Origin of the sequence: Candidatus Nitrosopelagicus brevis, assembly GCF_000812185.1 — an archaeon.
Lineage (GTDB): Archaea > Thermoproteota > Nitrososphaeria > Nitrososphaerales > Nitrosopumilaceae > Nitrosopelagicus > Nitrosopelagicus brevis.
The window spans coordinates 320,536-338,232 of sequence record NZ_CP007026.1 but is presented as its reverse complement, the minus strand read 5'-3'; the positions used below and the strand labels follow the sequence as shown (position 1 = coordinate 338,232).

25 protein-coding genes and 1 tRNA gene are annotated in these 17,697 nt (G+C 32.9%); 9 read left to right on the top strand and 17 right to left on the bottom strand.

Going from position 1 to position 17,697, the window contains the following annotated elements:
• The first annotated feature begins 45 nt into the window (after positions 1 to 45).
• Together T478_RS02030 and T478_RS02025 are read left to right on the top strand one after the other, a co-directional pair.
• On the top strand, positions 46 to 861 hold the full coding sequence (locus T478_RS02030) for an NAD(+)/NADH kinase (RefSeq protein WP_048104784.1): 816 nt from the start codon (positions 46 to 48) through the stop codon (positions 859 to 861).
• Complete coding sequence (locus T478_RS02025) at positions 851 to 1,336, top strand: NOB1 family endonuclease (RefSeq protein ID WP_048104783.1); 486 nt, start codon at positions 851 to 853, stop codon at positions 1,334 to 1,336. The genes T478_RS02030 and T478_RS02025 overlap by 11 nt, the downstream gene beginning before the upstream one ends.
• On the opposite strand, the gene T478_RS02020 is transcribed toward T478_RS02025, so the two are convergent.
• The 8 genes from T478_RS02020 to T478_RS01985 are packed head-to-tail and all read right to left on the bottom strand — an operon-like array spanning position 1,333 to position 5,826.
• A complete protein-coding gene (locus T478_RS02020; protein ID WP_082008719.1) occupies positions 1,333 to 2,019 on the bottom strand; it encodes an ERCC4 domain-containing protein in 687 nt (228 codons plus the stop codon). The two genes, T478_RS02025 and T478_RS02020, sit on opposite strands and share 4 nt — an antisense overlap.
• A gap of 39 nt (positions 2,020 to 2,058) precedes the next feature.
• Complete coding sequence (locus T478_RS02015; protein WP_048104778.1) at positions 2,059 to 2,442, bottom strand: prefoldin subunit beta; 384 nt, start codon at positions 2,440 to 2,442, stop codon at positions 2,059 to 2,061.
• A 24-nt stretch (positions 2,443 to 2,466) separates the two neighbouring features.
• Positions 2,467 to 2,712: a KEOPS complex subunit Pcc1 gene (locus T478_RS02010; RefSeq protein ID WP_048104776.1), complete on the bottom strand. Its 246-nt coding sequence runs from the start codon at positions 2,710 to 2,712 to the stop codon at positions 2,467 to 2,469.
• On the bottom strand, positions 2,696 to 2,905 hold the full coding sequence (locus T478_RS02005; RefSeq protein WP_048104775.1) for an eL43 family ribosomal protein: 210 nt from the start codon (positions 2,903 to 2,905) through the stop codon (positions 2,696 to 2,698). Before T478_RS02005 ends, T478_RS02010 begins: the two co-directional genes overlap by 17 nt.
• A 14-nt stretch (positions 2,906 to 2,919) precedes the next feature.
• Positions 2,920 to 3,726, bottom strand: a complete 807-nt coding sequence (gene rrp42, locus T478_RS02000; RefSeq protein ID WP_048104771.1) for an exosome complex protein Rrp42 — start codon at positions 3,724 to 3,726, stop codon at positions 2,920 to 2,922.
• Positions 3,723 to 4,460: an exosome complex exonuclease Rrp41 gene (rrp41, locus tag T478_RS01995; protein WP_048104769.1), complete on the bottom strand. Its 738-nt coding sequence runs from the start codon at positions 4,458 to 4,460 to the stop codon at positions 3,723 to 3,725. Before rrp41 ends, rrp42 begins: the two co-directional genes overlap by 4 nt.
• Positions 4,461 to 4,462: 2 nt before the next feature.
• Positions 4,463 to 5,143 (bottom strand): exosome complex RNA-binding protein Rrp4, encoded by a 681-nt coding sequence (gene rrp4, locus T478_RS01990; protein WP_048104768.1) that lies wholly within the window; start codon positions 5,141 to 5,143, stop codon positions 4,463 to 4,465.
• The gene (locus tag T478_RS01985; protein ID WP_048104767.1) at positions 5,140 to 5,826 is read right to left on the bottom strand and encodes a ribosome assembly factor SBDS; all 687 of its coding nucleotides are present in this window, start codon (positions 5,824 to 5,826) and stop codon (positions 5,140 to 5,142) included. The genes rrp4 and T478_RS01985 overlap by 4 nt, the downstream gene beginning before the upstream one ends.
• A gap of 86 nt (positions 5,827 to 5,912) precedes the next feature.
• On the opposite strand from T478_RS01985, the gene T478_RS01980 reads away from it, so the two are divergent.
• From T478_RS01980 to rpsI, 4 genes are read left to right on the top strand one after another with little or no spacing between them, the layout of a single operon-like run.
• Positions 5,913 to 6,515 carry a DNA-directed RNA polymerase subunit D gene (locus T478_RS01980; protein ID WP_048104766.1) on the top strand — a complete coding sequence of 201 codons (603 nt, stop codon included), beginning with the start codon at positions 5,913 to 5,915 and terminating at the stop codon, positions 6,513 to 6,515.
• A 44-nt stretch (positions 6,516 to 6,559) separates the two neighbouring features.
• Positions 6,560 to 6,907, top strand: coding sequence for a 50S ribosomal protein L18e (locus T478_RS01975; RefSeq protein WP_048104764.1), 348 nt, complete (start codon positions 6,560 to 6,562; stop codon positions 6,905 to 6,907).
• A complete protein-coding gene (gene rplM, locus T478_RS01970; RefSeq protein WP_052433833.1) occupies positions 6,900 to 7,394 on the top strand; it encodes a 50S ribosomal protein L13 in 495 nt (164 codons plus the stop codon). The genes T478_RS01975 and rplM overlap by 8 nt, the downstream gene beginning before the upstream one ends.
• Complete coding sequence (rpsI, locus tag T478_RS01965) at positions 7,391 to 7,840, top strand: 30S ribosomal protein S9 (RefSeq protein WP_052433832.1); 450 nt, start codon at positions 7,391 to 7,393, stop codon at positions 7,838 to 7,840. Before rplM ends, rpsI begins: the two co-directional genes overlap by 4 nt.
• A gap of 23 nt (positions 7,841 to 7,863) precedes the next feature.
• On the opposite strand, the gene leuD is transcribed toward rpsI, so the two are convergent.
• From leuD to T478_RS01945, 4 genes are read right to left on the bottom strand one after another with little or no spacing between them, the layout of a single operon-like run.
• Positions 7,864 to 8,451 carry a 3-isopropylmalate dehydratase small subunit gene (gene leuD / locus T478_RS01960; RefSeq protein WP_048104762.1) on the bottom strand — a complete coding sequence of 196 codons (588 nt, stop codon included), beginning with the start codon at positions 8,449 to 8,451 and terminating at the stop codon, positions 7,864 to 7,866.
• A gap of 3 nt (positions 8,452 to 8,454) precedes the next feature.
• Positions 8,455 to 9,864 (bottom strand): 3-isopropylmalate dehydratase large subunit, encoded by a 1,410-nt coding sequence (gene leuC / locus T478_RS01955; RefSeq protein WP_048104760.1) that lies wholly within the window; start codon positions 9,862 to 9,864, stop codon positions 8,455 to 8,457.
• A gap of 8 nt (positions 9,865 to 9,872) precedes the next feature.
• Complete coding sequence (locus T478_RS01950; protein WP_048104757.1) at positions 9,873 to 10,355, bottom strand: LeuD/DmdB family oxidoreductase small subunit; 483 nt, start codon at positions 10,353 to 10,355, stop codon at positions 9,873 to 9,875.
• Positions 10,352 to 11,623 carry a 3-isopropylmalate dehydratase large subunit gene (locus T478_RS01945; RefSeq protein ID WP_048104756.1) on the bottom strand — a complete coding sequence of 424 codons (1,272 nt, stop codon included), beginning with the start codon at positions 11,621 to 11,623 and terminating at the stop codon, positions 10,352 to 10,354. The genes T478_RS01950 and T478_RS01945 overlap by 4 nt, the downstream gene beginning before the upstream one ends.
• Positions 11,624 to 11,695: 72 nt before the next feature.
• On the opposite strand from T478_RS01945, the gene T478_RS01940 reads away from it, so the two are divergent.
• Positions 11,696 to 12,460 carry a coenzyme F420-0:L-glutamate ligase gene (locus T478_RS01940; RefSeq protein ID WP_048104755.1) on the top strand — a complete coding sequence of 255 codons (765 nt, stop codon included), beginning with the start codon at positions 11,696 to 11,698 and terminating at the stop codon, positions 12,458 to 12,460.
• Here T478_RS01940 and T478_RS01935 read toward each other — a convergent pair.
• From T478_RS01935 to T478_RS01920, 4 genes are all read right to left on the bottom strand, one after another.
• The gene (locus T478_RS01935) at positions 12,457 to 13,782 is read right to left on the bottom strand and encodes a signal recognition particle receptor subunit alpha (RefSeq protein WP_048104754.1); all 1,326 of its coding nucleotides are present in this window, start codon (positions 13,780 to 13,782) and stop codon (positions 12,457 to 12,459) included. The two genes, T478_RS01940 and T478_RS01935, sit on opposite strands and share 4 nt — an antisense overlap.
• Positions 13,775 to 14,464, bottom strand: a complete 690-nt coding sequence (locus tag T478_RS01930; protein WP_048104752.1) for a diphthine--ammonia ligase — start codon at positions 14,462 to 14,464, stop codon at positions 13,775 to 13,777. The genes T478_RS01935 and T478_RS01930 overlap by 8 nt, the downstream gene beginning before the upstream one ends.
• Positions 14,465 to 14,548: 84 nt before the next feature.
• On the bottom strand, positions 14,549 to 14,962 hold the full coding sequence (locus tag T478_RS01925) for a translation initiation factor IF-5A (RefSeq protein ID WP_048104750.1): 414 nt from the start codon (positions 14,960 to 14,962) through the stop codon (positions 14,549 to 14,551).
• Between the two features lie 34 nt (positions 14,963 to 14,996).
• Positions 14,997 to 15,608 carry a hypothetical protein gene (locus tag T478_RS01920; RefSeq protein ID WP_048104748.1) on the bottom strand — a complete coding sequence of 204 codons (612 nt, stop codon included), beginning with the start codon at positions 15,606 to 15,608 and terminating at the stop codon, positions 14,997 to 14,999.
• 89 nt (positions 15,609 to 15,697) lie between these two features.
• On the opposite strand from T478_RS01920, the gene T478_RS01915 reads away from it, so the two are divergent.
• Positions 15,698 to 15,820 (top strand) — tRNA-Tyr (locus tag T478_RS01915).
• Positions 15,821 to 15,828: 8 nt separating this feature from the next.
• On the opposite strand, the gene T478_RS01910 is transcribed toward T478_RS01915, so the two are convergent.
• Positions 15,829 to 16,884 (bottom strand): alcohol dehydrogenase, encoded by a 1,056-nt coding sequence (locus T478_RS01910; RefSeq protein WP_048106738.1) that lies wholly within the window; start codon positions 16,882 to 16,884, stop codon positions 15,829 to 15,831.
• Positions 16,885 to 16,978: 94 nt separating this feature from the next.
• Between T478_RS01910 and T478_RS01905 the strand changes: the two genes are divergently transcribed.
• A complete protein-coding gene (locus T478_RS01905; protein WP_048106735.1) occupies positions 16,979 to 17,647 on the top strand; it encodes a chromosome segregation protein ScpA in 669 nt (222 codons plus the stop codon).
• Positions 17,648 to 17,697: the final 50 nt, after the last annotated feature.

The window sequence follows — 17,697 nt, the reverse complement described above, 5'->3', positions numbered from 1 at the left end:
TAAGGCAATATCATTTTTAAATACGATATAAGGTGAAGAGACTGCTTGAAACTAAACAAAGTTGCAATAGTAAGTAAATTTGGATCAAAGATTTCTGAAGATGCCGCAGAGATGATTTCAAAGAAGCTAATTGCAAAAAAGATCAAAGTCTATACAATTGCTCCAGTCAGCGTATCAGGAGCAGAAAAAGTTGAATCACTTGAAGAGTTTTCAAAAATTAAATTAGATTTAGTGGTGACTTTAGGAGGAGATGGAACTACATTAAGAGCATTTAGAAATCTTCGAAATGAGACTCCAATTTTAACAATAAATGTTGGAGGAAATCGTGGAATACTTTCAGAGATAACACTAGATGATTTTGATGATGCAGTTACAGCAATTGGAAAAGATGACATTTGGTTGGATAAAAGAACAAGAGTTGTAGCATCATGCAATGGTGAAGAATTTTCACCTGCATTAAATGAAATTTATGTTAATCGCAAAAATCTAACAAAAACAGCAGAGTTTGAAATTAAATTCCAAAATGATACAGTAAAACAAAAAATGGATGGGGTGATAATTTCAACACCTAGTGGATCTACAGGACATTCTTTTTCAATTGGAGGTCCATTATTGCATGAGAGTTTAGATGTTCTGATAATAACACCAGTTGCTCCAGTACATAGATTACCGTCAATTGTAGTTCCAGATGAAAAAATTGAGATAAACTGTTCACATGATTGTAACATAGTAATGGATGCACAAATGATAAAATCATCTGAATTTGATCAAAAAATTACAATTAAGAAATTTAAAAAACAAGCAGTTTTTGTTAGGTTAAAGAAAAAAGGTCTAAGACAAATGAATAAACTTGGATTCTAAAATTTTAGATGCTACTGCATTTTATGCAGGAATACCATTTGTTTCTAATGATTCTTTTATGACAACTAGTATTGTATATGAAGAAATTCAACATATCAAAGCAAAACAAGGTGCACTTGAGATGTTACAACAAACAAACAGACTTCAGATTAGAGATCCAAGTGAAAAAAATATTGCCATTGTCAAAGATGCATCAATAAAAACAGGAGATAGCACAACAATTTCCAAACAGGATATGTCAATCATTGCATTAGCATTAGAAAATGATTGTGAACTGATTACAGATGATTTTGCAGTTACAAATGTTGCAAAACAGCTAAAAATTAAAACTTCTCCGTTAATGACTAAAGGAATTAAAACTGTTGGAAAATGGATAAGTTATTGCTCAATATGTGGAAAAGAATTTTCAAAAGAAAAAGAATGCCCAATATGTGGAAATAAATTAAATAGAAAATTAATTAAAAAATCAATTTAAGATTCATGTAATGTTTTTTGTCCTGATTTTTTAAAATTTTTATTCTTATTTTGTAACATTTTTTTAATTTTTTTTGCTTTTGCTTCACCTAATCCAGGAGTTTTTGCCAGTTCAGTTACAGGCGCACATAATACATCAAGAGGAGTTCCAAATTTTTCTAGTAAACGAATAGCAGATTTTTCAGCCACTCCAGGAAGACTGCACAAAACAGAAAGTTGTTGTTTTTCAATATTGTTTGATTTTTTAATTTTTTTAAGAAAAGGTCCTTTTGTCAACTCTTTTCTTGTAGAAAGAGACACCAAGAGTTTAGCAGTATGTGTTGCACTTGGAGTAGGAATTACTGGAATTTTAAATTCTAATGCGACAGTGGATAATGCACCATAAAATATCAAAGGATTATCTGTTAATTCTTCAATTTCATCCACATTTCCTTCAACCAACAAAATCGGATGTTGGTAATGTTCAGTTAATCTACTACATTGATCAAACAATCTACCATCAAATATGGAAGAAAGTAAATCAGCAATAGTTTTTCTTTCGACCACTGTTTCAGGAGCTACAATATAATCACCGATTACAAGTGTTTTAATCTCAGTTTTCACACCAATTGCAGCTAAAAGTTTTGGAATACCACTCTTTTTTTCTCGTTCGTCAACAATAATTCGTAATTTTTCTATCTCCACAATTATGTAACGTATTCTATGTTAAAATTTGTTAAGGTGTTATGATGAAGGTTTTTCGGCACTAGGTGGATTTGGATTCTTCAACATTTCTTGAATTTTTTGTTCTTGTTCTTGAAGACTTGTTTTAAGTCGTTCTTCTTGTTTTGCCAACACAGTAGATTTTGTTTTAGATAGCTCTTTTTTTTCTTCTAATTCATCTATCAAAGATTTTTTATCAGATTTAATTAGGATTGAACCAGCATATTTGAAAACTTGATCACCATCAGATGCTTTTTTTAATTCCTCTAGTGCTCTGTCAGATTCTGCATTTTCCATCTCAACTTGTTGTTTTTGCATTAGAATTGATTGTAAGTTTTGTTGAGATTGTTGCATTTTTCCAATTTGTTCTTGTAACCATGGTGGCATTTGTTGTCCTGCTGACATGATTTAGAATTTATTATTCTTCTATTATACCTTTACAGAGTTTATTGTATCGTATGATGCCTGCAATAAGCGTAATGTGGAATTTAGATTTGCGCGTAAATGAGGCAGATGGTGTGATTCTAGTTCGATTATAATTTCTTTATCAAGAGAAATTTTTGTTTTTGTAGGATTTTCAGGATAGAATTCATTATCAGTGTTTATTGATTGATAAATTGAAGAATTTTCTTTGTCTGAAGAGAATTGAATTTTGGCACTAAAGCTTAACGTCATATGCAGTGCCAGCTATTTTTAGTCCACATTTTTTACAAGCCCAAATTCCAACTGCTTCACGAATGACGGGACCTCCACATTCAGGGCATTTTCTTTTCTGCTTCATCAAATGATGAACTTGAGTGAATTGTTTACGAATCTTAATTCCATATCTTGGTCCAAGTCCTTTTAGTGTAGTTTGTTTTTTTGCCATATCTAATTACCACTTTATTTTGATTGTTTTATAATCTCTCGTATTTTGGAACCTACTTTGATTGACATTTCAGAACATTTGATCAGTTCTTCCTGAGTAAATCCATCTGAACCACCTTTTTGTAATGCAACAACATTACCATCAGAATTTGTTGTAATTGTAATTCGTGCATCCATTATAGCCCATTCTTCAATAGTAGGATCAACTATAATGAAATTATCAATTTTTGCCATTGTTACAGATACAGGTAATGTTGTAATAGGAGGTTCAGTAAATTCACCTTCAATTTTAACCGGAGCATCATCTTGCATTTCATATTTAGGAATCTTACACGCATTGATTGCAGCGGTAGATGCGTATGAGCATGCATCAAACAAATTACCATCATGATCAGTTACAGCATTATCACAAAATACACCAATTACTGATTTGTCTTTTTCTAAAACTAATTGTTTCATGTCTAACATTCCACTTTCTCTAATACCTCTATCAGTGACTCTTGCCAATTCAACAACAGGTGGTTGTGGAGGACCAGTTTCAGCAGAAGGATGTGCAATTGGTAAAATTTCTGCAGTACAAATTAGCATTCCTTTATCACCTGTATCTGGAAATGGACGCTCAGGTTGAACTTTTACACCGGCTACAACTTCAGTATCACCTAATCTTGCACGTGCAGACCCTTCAGCCTTTGGAATTACTCCGATATCTATAGTTAATTTACGTGGTTCATCAAATTGACGACCGTCAACACGTTTTCCTTCTTTAAGTAAATCAAGAATTTGATTCTTCTTTAATTGATCAATAATTAAGCCGTCACTCATTGTTTTTCACCACTTGCAAAGAATTTGTCTTGTAAAGCTTTTTTCTGTATTTCATAAACCTGATTACAGCCATCAATTCCAATTTCAATACATTGTTTATACTCTTCAGGAGTCAAAACGCCATCTAATTGTAATAATGTAATCTTTTTCAAATTTGGCATATAACCAATTGGAAGATCTGCTTGACCTGCTTGGTCTTCTTCATTGTTTACATCCAATATTACTGCATCAGCAGCTTTTCCTGCTGCACATCCAGCAACTAAATCACGCATAGGAATTCCAGCATCAGCTAATGCAACAGATGCACCAGTTAATGCAGCACATCTTGTACCACCATCTGCTTGTAAGACTTCCATGAAAACATCAACTGCAGTTCTAGGAAATTCTTTTAACATTACTGCAGGTTCCAATGCTTCTTTGATGACTTTACTAATTTCAACTTCTCTTCTTGATGGTGCAGGATTTTTTCTTTCACCAACAGAAAATGGAGCCATGTGGTATCTGCAACGTAAAATTCCCGTGTCAGTATCAGACATGTGTTTTGGATGTACATCTCTAGGACCATACACGCCCACAAGAATTTTGTTATCACCAAATTCAATGTATGCTGAACCATTAGCATTTTTTAAAACTCCAGCTTTAATGGTAACTTTTCGGGTTTCGTTGACTTTTCTTCCGTCACAACGAATTCCGTTTTCATCTAATAATACAATATCTGTGTCTCTTCCACCCATTTTTATTCACTTTTTGATTCCAACATTTCATTTACTTGATCAGTTAAATTTGCAACGTGTGCTTGTTCTTCGATCAATTCAATTGCTTGTATCGCCTTTAATAATCCATTTGAATCTTCAGATGAGACAACAAGTAATCCATTTTGACCAATAGTAACTTGACTGTTAGTTGATGACTCAATCAATTGTATCATTGAGCCTCGTTTGCCAATTAATCTAGGAACTTTATTTGGAGAAATTTTTACTAACTCACCTGAGTCAATTTTACCAAGTTCACGACCACTAATTGTGATAAGTGGATCACGAGTCATATCAGCATTGACAATTCTTGCAGCAATTAAATCACCTTTTGCTAATTTAGAATTCATATCATCAGAACTTGAAGAATAATCTCTACCGAAAACATCACTAGCTGGAAGCATTCCAACATAACAAGAATTAATGTCTGCAGTCCAAGATAACGAGGAATGAGATGCGATTTTTCCAATTACTAAATCATCATCTTTTGGAATGTAACCACCAGTAAGTGGAATTACTCTAACACTTCCATCATGTACATCAGATAAACCAACAATAGTTGATACGATTTTATCTCCGACCTGAATGGTGTTTTGTTCAGCTCTGTAAGGACCAGATGTGATTACTTCACCAGGAATTACATGACGTTTTCTTTCGTTACTCATTTTTGTACCTCAACGTTTGCAGTACCTTTTGTAATTGCACCTAGTCTGTCTATCACGTTTGGTCTTGCGGCAGCGGGTATTTCAAGTATTGCTTTTAATGAGCCATTTGGTTGCCAATCTTCTTTTTTTAGACTTCCAGTGGATTTTAGTACGGTGTAAGATTGTGCCACATACTGCGCTGGAACAGATATTTCAAGAGTTAGATTTTCAGTCTTCAATGGAATGATAGGTCTTAATTTTTCAACAATATCTTTGATTTGTTCATCAGGATTTTTGAAAGGATCTACAGATACACGACCATCAGTCATTGCTTGTTCAATTCTTAGTGGAGGATGTGGAAGATGTGTTCTAGGATCTACGTACGTTTTAGAAATGAAAGTTACAATTTGTTTACGCTTGTCTGAAGTCATTTTTTTTCTTTGTTCAGTAGTAAGATTCAGTTCTCCTTTTTGCATCATGATTTCAGCAATTTTTGTTGTGTCATCAGTTTTGAAGACTTTGAGAAGTAATTCATTAGATGCACGTGTCCCTTTTCCAGAGTTAGTGTAAATTTCGTCAGATACAAGTATTTTTGATATTTCAGAAATTTTGCCTAATTTGTAATCAAATGCAGGATCAGGTTTTACCAAGATTTCAAATTTTTCGGTTTCATAACTATATTTGACAACGGTGACTTTATCCATAATGTATGGATCAAAGCATATTCGTATTTATTTCTGGTGAAATAAGTCTACATTTTTATTAGTACAGCCTGTTTTTTGATTAAGATTTGTCTCTAGAAATTATTAATGAAAATGAAGAAAAAGTATCTGTAAAGATCAAAGGAGTGCCACTTCAATATGCCAATGCATTAAGAAGAATTTGTCTAAATGGAGTTCCAATTTATGCTGTTGAAAGTGTTGATATGTTAGAAAATTCATCGGTATTAGCAGATGAAGGTGTAGCTCATAGAGTTGGTTTAATTCCTTTGAAAACAGACTTGGAATCATCTAAGGCAGATAATGAAAATGACAAAATTATGCTTACATTAGATTCAGGAATTTCAGATGAGACAAGAACTATTCTTTCTGGAGATTTAAAGTCTCAAGATAGTAATGTAGTTCCTACATCAGATGATATACCTATAGTTACACTTGCACCAGGTCAATCAATAAAATTCGAAGCACATGCAAGATTAGGTAAAGGAACTGAGCATGCAAAATGGAATTCAGCAAATATTGTCACACTAACAGAATCTGACAAAGATGATGAAAGAATTCTAACAGTTGAATCTACAGGTGCGTTGAATCCAAAACACATCATTTTATCAAGTGTAGAACAATTAGCAAGTAAATTATCCGAGTTTAAGACCACAATATCGGAAATTAAGTAAGAGAACATATTCTATTATATTTGGGTAAATTGGCGAATTGACTTATGGTAACACAAGCTAAAGTAAATACGCTGAAGATCTTGAAAAAAGCATCTAAAGAAAATGATGCTCCAATTTGGGCCAAAGTTGCAGATTTTGTTCAAAAATCAAGATCTAACCAAAAAATAGTAAATCTGACAAGAATTAATCAGACAACAGAAGACGGAAATGCAGTAGTAATTACTGGTAAAATTCTGGGAACAGGCAATATTTCACACAAAGTTTCAGTTTCATCATTTTCAATTTCTAACGCTGCTGCAAAAAAAATCATAGAATCAGGTGGAGAAGTTTTAAAATTTTCAGAAATGATAGAAAAATTTCCAACAGGTAAAGGAGTTAAAATAATTGGCTAAATGGAATAACAGAAAGTCTCAACCTGAACAGCAACAAGTAGTTGACTTAAGTAAACCAATAGTAGTTGATGGTACACATTTGATTGCAGGCAGACTTGCATCAAATGTTGCAAAGTTATTGAGAAAAGGAAACAGAGTTACAATTGTTAATTGTGATAAAATTATGATGAGTGGTAAAAAATTCAGTATTATTGGAGAGTATGAAGAATTTTTAAAAATTAACAGTATTATCAATTACAAACATGGACCTAAACATCCTAGAAGACCAGATACAATAATTTCAAGAATGATTAGAGGAATGCTTCCATTTGAAGACAAACCATCAGGTAAGACTGATTTTGCTAGATTGAGAACTTACATTGGAGTTCCAAAAGAAGTAAAAGGTTTGGAAAAAATTCAATTTGAAAAAGCAAAAATAACAAAAGATTCATCACGATACACAACAATGGCAGAGATTAGTAGATACATTGGAGGAACCAACTTTTGATTCCTAAAACAGAGATTTACTATGCATCAAGAAAAACATCTAGTGCACATGTATTCATTACAAAAGGTGTAGGAAAAATTAGAATTAACAATATCCCACTAGAAATGATTGAACCTGAATCCTCAAGAGAAGTAATTCTGGCACCATTAGAAATCATTGGTGAAGAAATTAGAGATAAAGTTGACATTTCAATCAGAGTTAGAGGAGGAGGTTTCATGGGACAAGCATATGCATCTGCAACTGCAATGTCAAGAGCTTTAATTGGTTGGACAAAATCTAAAAAAGAACCAAAAGATCATCCATTTAACAAATCAACACGTCAGCAACTAAGAGAAAAAATTGCAGATTATGATAAATATTTGATCAGTGGAGATGCAAGAAGAAAAGAACCAAAGAAATTTGGCGGCCCTGGTGCAAGAAGAAGAAAACAGAAATCATACAGATAGTCTTTTCAGAAAATTTTTTGTATTTATTCAAAAATTGATATTCTAGAAGAATTTTTTTCGAAATTTTCTATTTTTCCATCTTCTTTGAGAGTAAGATCGATATCATCTAGACCTTCTAACAATCTAGTTTTTCTATGAGAATCAATTTGAAAATTTATCGATTCACTACCAAAATTGATTGTTTGAGACTGTAAATCAAGTTCAATTTTATCCTTGAATTTTAATAATTTTTTAATATTTTCAATATCTAAAATAATTGGTAAAACACCATTTTTGAAGCAATTACTATAGAAAATATCAGCAAACGAAGGAGATATGATTACATCAAAACCAAAATCTTTCAAAGCCCAAACTGCATGTTCTCTTGATGAACCACAACCAAAGTTTTCGTTTGTTACAAGTATTTGGGAATTCTGATAATGTAAATCATTTAAAATGAAATCGTCTTTTTCCTTTCCGTCATGATTGAATCGCCAATCATAAAAAAGAAATTTTCCAAATCCAGATTTTGTAATAAGTTTAAGAAATTGTTTTGGAATTATTTGATCTGTATCTACATTTGCTTTATCAAACGGAGTGATGATACTATTAATTTTAGAAAATGGTTTCAAGATTTAACACCATTCTCTCACATCAACAAAATGACCAGCGATAGCAGATGCAGCTGCCATGACAGGGCTAACAAGATGAGTTCGTCCACCAGAACCCTGTCTTCCTTCGAAATTTCTATTAGAGGTACTAGCACATCGTTCACCCGGTTTTAAGATATCAGGATTCATTCCAAGACACATACTACAACCAGATTCTCTCCATTCAAAATTTGCATCTTTGAATATTTTGTCTAATCCTAACTTCTCAGCCTCAAGTTTTACCATTTGTGAACCAGGAACAACCATTGCGTTGACATCTGAATTAACTGTTTTACCTTTTACAATTTCTGCAGCATCTTTCAAATCTTCTAAACGTGCGTTTGTACATGAACCAATGAAAACTCTGTCAATTGGAATTTCCACGATAGCAGTATCAGGTTTCAAATCCATGTAAGACAAAGCCTTTTTTGCACTTTCAATTTGTATTTCATTATTTTGACCAAAATCTTCAGGAGTAGGAATTTTTCCAGTTACATCAGATACCATTGCAGGATTTGTTCCCCAACTTACTTGTGGTTCAATTTGTTCTACATCAATTGTAAAACTTTTATCAAATTTTGAGTTAGGATCAGACATTAGATTGTTTTTCCATTCATCAACAAGTTCATCATAATTTTTTGGAGTGTATTCCCTATTATTGAGATAATCATATGTTTTTTCATCAGGTGCGATAAGACCTGCTCTTGAACCTGCTTCAATTGACATATTGCAAATAGTCATTCGTTGTTCCATGGATAAATCACTTATTGCATCTCCACGATATTCTAATACGTGACCAGTGCCTCCGTCAGTTCCAATCTGTTTGATTATACTTAGAATTATGTCCTTAGATGTCACTGCAAATGAGTTTTTACGTTTACCGGTAGCTAAAATTTCAAATGTTTTTGGTTTTTCTAACCAAAGTGTTTGGGTTGCAAGTGTATGTTCAACTTCACTTGTTCCAATTCCAAATGCAAATGCACCAAATGCACCTTGAGTGGAAGTATGACTATCACCACACACAATTGTACTTCCAGGTAAGGTAATTCCTAATTGTGGACCTATTACATGTACAATTCCTTGATTAGGATCATTAATTCCAAATAGCTTTATTCCAAAATCTTTACAATTTTTTTCCAAAGTTTTGATTTGTGTTGATGAAGTTTCGTCAATCATTGGTAAGCTCCTATCAGTAGTAGGAACATTGTGATCAATTGTAGCCACAGTCAAATCAGGGCGCCTTACCTTTCGGTTGTTAACTCTTAATCCATCAAAAGCCTGAGGAGATGTTACTTCATGGATAAGATGACGATCAATGTAAATTAATGAAGGTTCATTTTTTCTTTCAACTACAACATGAGAATTCCAAATTTTCTCAAATAATGTTTCAGTCATTTGATAATTTACCTTTTGTACTTGAAAAGACCACCAGCAGCAATAATTTTTGCAATTATTTCTGAAAAAGGTTTCATAGAATATGATTCATTTTTTGTGATATTTTTTATCTCATTTTTTTCAATGTTAATTTCTAGTTGATCAGAATTTGATATTTTTTTGTATGTTTCGTCATCTACTTCAATAGGTAACAAAAATGCCCCATCAACAGAGTTTCTATAAAATATCCTTGCAAAAGATGTAGCAATTACGGCTTTTATCCCACATGTTGAGAGTGCAATAGGTGCATGTTCTCTTGACGAACCACAACCGAAATTTTTTCCTGCAACAATGAAATCTCCGTCCTTAACCTTTGATGGAAATTCAGGATCTAATCCTTCCATTGCGTGTGTTGCTAATTCATTGTAATCATGGATTTTTAGATATGTTCCAGGGATTATGACATCAGTGTCAATATTATCCTGTTCATATTTTATTACATTTCCAATCAATTCAAATCCCTCGGATCAGTTAATTTTCCAGTTACAGCTGATGCAGCAGCAACTTGTGGAGAAGCGAGATATGTCTGAGATTCGACATGACCCATTCTACCAGGGAAATTTCTGTTTGTGGTACTAACACAAATTTCATCTTTTGCTAATACACCCATATGAGCACCACAACATGCACCACATGTAGGTGGACCTACAGTGACACCCGCATTTAGAAATATTTCAATCAAGCCATCTTTTACAGCTTTTTTGTATATTGAAATTGCCGCAGGCAATACTTCAGTTCGTATTTTTACTTGTCTTCCCTTGAGGATTTTAGCGGCTGCTAAAAGATCTTCATATTTTGCACCAGTACAAGAACCAATGTATGATTTATCTAATTCAGTAGAAGACAGTTCCCTAGCAACTGTAATGTTGTCAGGAGAAAATGGTTTTGAAACGGTAGGTTCTAATTCAGATGCTTCATACTCGAAAGTTTTAGAATACTCTGCATCAGAATCTCCGTGGAATTCTGAAACATTGGTTGCGCCTCTTTGAGTTAGATATTCAACTGTTTTTTGATCAGATTCAATAATTCCATTTTTTGCGCCTGCTTCAGTAGTCATATTACATAATGTCAATCTACTTTCTACAGACATTTCATCAATTCCTGTTCCACCAAATTGCATAGTGTTGTATGCTCCGCCATCATTTCCAATATCTCCAATAACGTTGAGTATGAAATCTTTAGCCATTACATGTGAAGGTAATTTTCCATTAAGTTTGAAATGATATGTTTCAGGTACTTTAAACCAAATTTCTCCATTCAATAATACATATGCAACATCAGTATGGCCTAATCCACAAGCAAATGCACCCAATGCACCAGTAGTGTTAGTATGAGAGTCACCGCCAACATAGACATCTCCAGGATTGACTAACGCCTCTTCATGAGATAATGTATGACATATTCCATATTGTCCCATTCCATACTTGAAATGTTTTTTGATATCATATTTTTTTGAGAAATTTGATAATTTTACAATATTTTCTGCAGAAATTTTTTCTGCAGATGGAACAAAATGATCTTCAGCAATCCAAACTTTTGATGGATCATGTAATTTTGATGTATCAATTCCTTGTTTTTGTAATTTATCAAAAACTTTCAAAACTCCAGGTCCAGAAACATCATGTACCATAACCTTATCGACCTTAGCAAATACAATATCATCCGGAGAAACGGTATTTTTCTCAGAAGCACGAGCTAGTATTTTTTCAGTTATGTTCATAAACGACAATGCCATCGATTGAGATTAAAAGCTTTTCAGAACAATAATTAGAGAATAAGATGTAAAATATCTATGAATTTGACAGTAATTCCATTAACATCAAGAAAAAAGACAGAAAAATTTTGCTTTTTTGATGAACTGAAGAATATAATCAAGAGCAGCAAAGTTGTAATCAAAGAAGGGGATATCTTAGTAATCTCAAGTAAATTTATCTCGAATTCACAGGGACGAATTTTAGAGATAGAAAAATCAAGGGTTTGTGAAGAAGCAAAAAAAATTGCAAAAAAATTCAATACTAACGAAAAATTTATGGAAATTGTTTATAGAGAATCAGATAAAATCTTAGGAGGAGTAGCAGGATTTGCCATGGCAACTACAAATGGAATATTGGCACCTAACGCTGGAATTGATAAATCAAATTCTAAAGGAACAAAAATTATCTTGTATCCTAATGAACCAGATAAATTTGCTGAAGAATTAAAAAGAAGAATTTTTCTTGAGTTAAAATTACATGTTGGAATAATCATAGTGGATAGTAGGTTAATGCCTGCAAGAATTGGTACAACAGGAGTTGCAATAGCATGTGCGGGAATAGAACCAACAAAAGATTTACGTGGAGAAAAAGATTTGGATGGAAACCCACTAAAAGTTACATTTCAAGCAACTGCGGATAATTTAGCATCTATTGCAAATCATAAGATGGGAGAAGGGGATGATTTACACCCAATAGCAATTGTTAGAGATTCAGGATGTGAATTGACAAATAGAAAAATTGTTTCAGATGAAATGATAATTCCTTATGAACAATGTGTATACATTAGAAGTTTTTCTAGTTAACCCATTCCAAGTTTACGAAGCATACCTTGCATTTGTCTTCCTTTAGATGCTTTCATCATTGATTTAGAATTTTTATAATTTTTTATTAATTCCTTAACTTCATGCTCAGGCCAACCAGAACCACGTGCAATTCTTTTGATTCTAGATGAATTAAGTAGATCAGGATCAGCTTTTTCTTTTGTATTCATACTCTGAATAATGTATCTCCATTTGTCCATTCTTTGTTCCATAACTTCAAGTTGATCTTCTTTTACCATTCCTGATAATCCAGGCATTGTTTCCATTAAACTTTGAAGTGAACCGACTTTGGTAACTTCCTCAAGTTGATAAAAGAAATCTTCCATGTTCATTTTACCACTTGATATTCTTTTCATACGAACTTCATCTGCTTCATCACCAAGTCTTTTTGCAAGGTCAAGCACAGCTTGAACATCACCCATTCCCAAAAGTCTGCCAACAAATCTAGTAGGTGAAAACTGTTCTAAATCATCAATTCTTTCACCGGTTCCAACATACATTACTTGTGCACCTGTTGCAGCAGATGCTGCTAGAGCACCACCACCTTTTGCAGAACTATCAAGTTTTGTAATGACTATGCCTCCAACAGGAACAATTTTGTTAAATGCTTCAGCTTGCGAGAAACATTGTTGGCCAATTGTACCGTCAATTACTAGTAATGCTAAATCAGGATTAGATACTTTGGAAATTTCAGTCATTTCATCAAGAAGATCTTTTTCTTCTTTATGACGACCTGCAGTATCAATCAATACTACATCAATATTCGAATTTTCAAAATGTTTTAAACCATTTTTCACAATTTCAGCAGAATCTTTGTTGTTTTCTTCGCCATAAACTTCAACATTAGATTTTTCACAATTTGTTCTTAATTGAACTAAGGCACCAGGTCTGTAGGTATCTGCACCAATAGCACCAACACGATATCCTTGTTTTGTAAGAAATTTTGCTAGTTTAGATGATACAGTAGTTTTACCACTTCCTTGAATACCAAGCATCAAAACTTTGTTAATTTTTCCGGATTTGAAATGAAACTCAGTATCATTTCCTAATAATTTTGATAATTCATCATAAAGAATTTTTACAATGTGATCTTTTCGTGACAGCCCAGGAGGAGGAGTTTCATTAATACATCGTTCTTGTAGGTTTTTTGTGATCTCAAGAACTAATTTTACATTTACATCAGATTGTAAAAGTGACCGTTGTACATCTTTTGCTAATTCTTTAATTAATTCTTCATCAATCCCAGAAGAGCTTACGATTTTTTTAATGGCGGTTCTTAAACCGTCTTTCAAATTATCAAGCATTATCTTTTAATTTCGCCTCCAATATTTCAAATCTTCCCCTATAACCATCCCATTCAGTTCTTGAATCTTGAATAAATAACGGTTTTTTAAATAATGGACAATTTGTTACAAATGTTTCAGCTTCACCACCTTCAAAATTTAGATTAAACCCGAATTTGTTTTGTAGATTTTCAAGAGTTTTTAATCTATTTTCATCAATTTTTTGTCCAAGCCATGAATCATCCAAACCATCACAGCTCACACTAGAAATAATATATTCAAAATTTTCTTCCAATAATTCTTTCATGTAAGATTCAGGATTTTTATTCCATAATGGAGATATAATTTCTAGATCATTTTGTTGGCAGATTAAAGAAAAATTATCTTTTTGGTATTTACTGAGTATTCCACCATGAACAATTCCTTCAATGGAATACTTTTCTTTTGCTAAAGTGATCAATTTTTCAAGTTTTTTAAATTCAGTTTCATTTTCAACAGATGGAATTTCTTCTATTAATTGGGGAATTCCCATAGATTCAGATTGTAATGTAGTGAATTTTATGTTTGGATGATGAAGTAAATGACTTTCATCAGAATGAGGATATAATGTTAATAATACATCAACAGAATGTGATAATTTTTTTGCAAGATGAATTGCGTATGTACTATCTTTTCCACCAGAAAATAAAGCAGCTAATTTCATTTTAAAATAAAAAATAGGATGCCTCAAAACTCATAATCTTCATCAGAAATCAGTTGGCTTTTCCAATCATCATTAGCATCCAATTTAGGATGTTTTAATTCGCATGATTTTAGTTCTTCCCATAACATTCCAATATTCAATATCCTGACCTTGTTCTAATTTTCCATCAACCTCTTCATCAACCATTTGAATGTCAACGGTCTCAAATGTTTCTCCATCCATAACTTGGATTTCAGAACCAGTCATTGAAATGATTTGTCCAACTCTTTTATCAATTAGTGGAACATGCACTTGCATACTTACAGGACCTACATGTGGGCGTTTTGCACCATCAAAAACACCTACTCCAACAATACGTGCCTTTGCAGCACCATGTTTTCCAGGTTTGCTTGTATCATATTCAGATATTCTACAAGGTTCACCGGTTGGTTGATCACCAACAGGTAGTAAAATGTAAGAACCAATTTTTAATGAACCCAAATCAGAAGGTTTGCTCATAACAAAATAATTTTTGAGGGGTATTTACCTTTTTTTATTTCATTGTTTCAAGAATTGAGAGACTAACTAGATTATTCATTACAATTCCTTTTCTGCAAATATCACGTCTAGTTTGTTCGCAATATTTGTTGTCACTTTGATGACTCTTGTCACTTGAAATCTCTAACATTACAATATGATCGCTGTATGGAAATTCAAATTTCGGCGATTCCTTCGATAATAACTTCATGTTTCCAAATCCAGCACGATATACTTTCTCTCTTCTAGCAACATGAGCAGATACATCTCTCAAATCGTATTTTGAATCCCCATATTCCAAATAGTAAATTGATACAAAGTTTGTTTTTTCAGTTAACGGTCTTTCAAAGATATTATCATCCACTTTGAATAAGAATGAAGGTTTATCGGTCTCTTGAGCGAGAATTTCTTTGGAAATTTTTTCAGAATCTTTGAATTTTGCTAATATGTAATGATTTGACGAAGTCAAAAAGTAAGGCTTACTGTCTTCAGAAAAGGTGGCGGTGACAAAATACAGAGATTCTATGTTTTTAGATGTAACCCAACTATCCTTTAATTCAATTGAGTCATGGTCATGGAGGTATGGAGCACAGACATATCCGCCGGTAGTTTTTGGATTATCGGTCATGAATCTCAAAATCGGCTAAAGTAATTAAATTTGTTCAAAAATGTACAAAACTAATAATTAATAAATAAAAAAAATATCAAAAAAGATGTCCCCACTTAGCTCAGCCTGGTAGAGCTTCCGACTGTAGTTGTCGGCTTAGGGCTGAATAACAGTAGTCTACTAGGCATACAGAAATCGGGTTGTCGAAGGCTCAAATCCTTCAGTGGGGACCATTTTTTAATTAAGGATTAATTACTGCGCGTCCCAAAATTTTTCTATTCTTTAGATCATCTAAAGCACCAGTTGCTTCATCTAAAGTATAATGTTTTGATACAATTGGATTGATAACACCTTGTTTTGCAAGTTCAATTAATTCAACCATATCTTTGTAGTTTCCAGTATATGCACCTTGAATTGTGATTGCCTTTAATGGTACAGATACTAAAGGCAAGTCTACAGAACCACCAAACAGGCCAACTAAGATGATATTTCCACGTTTTCTAATTACAGACAGATCAAGTTTTACAGTTGGAGGTGCATTTACAAAGTCAACTATACTATCAACACCTTTTTCATTACAAATAGACATTATTTTTTGTGATGCATCACTTTCTTTTGTGTTAATTACATCAGTTGCACCCAATTCTTTTGCAGTTTTTAATTTCTCATCATCAATATCTGCACAAATGATTTTACATTTTGCCATATGGCTTGCTAACTGAACACCCATTAAACCTAAACCACCTGCACCAACAATTAAAATTGATTCAGGATTATTTACTAATGCTTTTTTGATTGCAGTGTAAGCAGTTAATCCAGAGCATGCTAGTGAAGATGCTGAATCAGGATTTACATCACCAATATTTGCTAAAAATTTGTAATCAGGAATAATAATTTTTTCAGCATATCCTCCATCTTGAAAGACACCTAATGATTGTGGAGTTTCACACAAATTTGTATCTCCTTTTTTACAAGAAGTACATTCACAGTTTTTTGGTCCAATCCAAGGGTAAACTAAGACATTATCGCCAATTTTTACATCTTGTACAGAGTCACCGATTTTTTCAATAGTACCAACAACTTCATGACCAGGAGTGACAGGGAATTTTACGCCTCTATCTGTAACTTTCATGAATCCATCACCTGTGTCATATCCACCTTCCCAAAGATGAAGATCACTGTGACAAACGCCTGTTGAGATAACTTTGATTAATACTTCAGTTCCTGAAGGGTCAGAAATTTCAACTTGATTTAGTTCAAGTGGTTTATCAGGTTCGATTATTCGTGCCGCTTTCACAAAAGGCATTTTTTATTTTATAATATAAGAGTTGACTGATTATGAAAAGAAAATAGAGCCGATAGATATTATTCAATTAGAATGTGGGGAACTTGTGAGTCAGGAAGAAACAAAATCACTTATTTCCAAAGTTCCAATAAATGTATTATTTAATCCTGAAGGAATTCAAAAAAGGGATGTTTGGGATATAGATCTTATTCAGATTTTATCAATGTTATTAAAAATTCTTGAAAAGACTGATAAAAAAGATCTCAGAGTAGCAGGAATGGCGGCATTATCATCTTCATTAATTTACAAATTAAAAGTAGAGAGTATTTTTGCATTACAAAAAGCAGCAATGGAAAAAAAGCCTCTTCGACAGAGAACTGACGTAGACATAGATATTTTGGAATTTCCGTATAGACATGAATCAACTTATCCTGTTAGTTTAGATGAATTACTGGATTTACTTGAAAATCTAATTGGAACAATAGCAAATCCTAGAGAAAGAAAGGGTAACAAATTAAGATTTGAACCAATAGAACCACCAGATTTTAAGAAAATTTTCAATAATCTTGAGAATATTATAGGAGAGTATCAAGACTTAGTGTTAAGAAAGCTCCAGGCAAATGGCTCACTTCTACTTGAAAAGATTGTAGAAGAGTTGGATACAACAGATTCTATTAGATGTTTTTTTGCGATATTATTCTTGGCAAGAGATGAAAAAATAGATATTCTGCAAGAAGAAGGAGAAGAGGAAATTAGGGTCACCCTAATCAAATAATAATTTACAATTTGATCAACGATATGAAAAGGATGATTTTAAGTCAATTT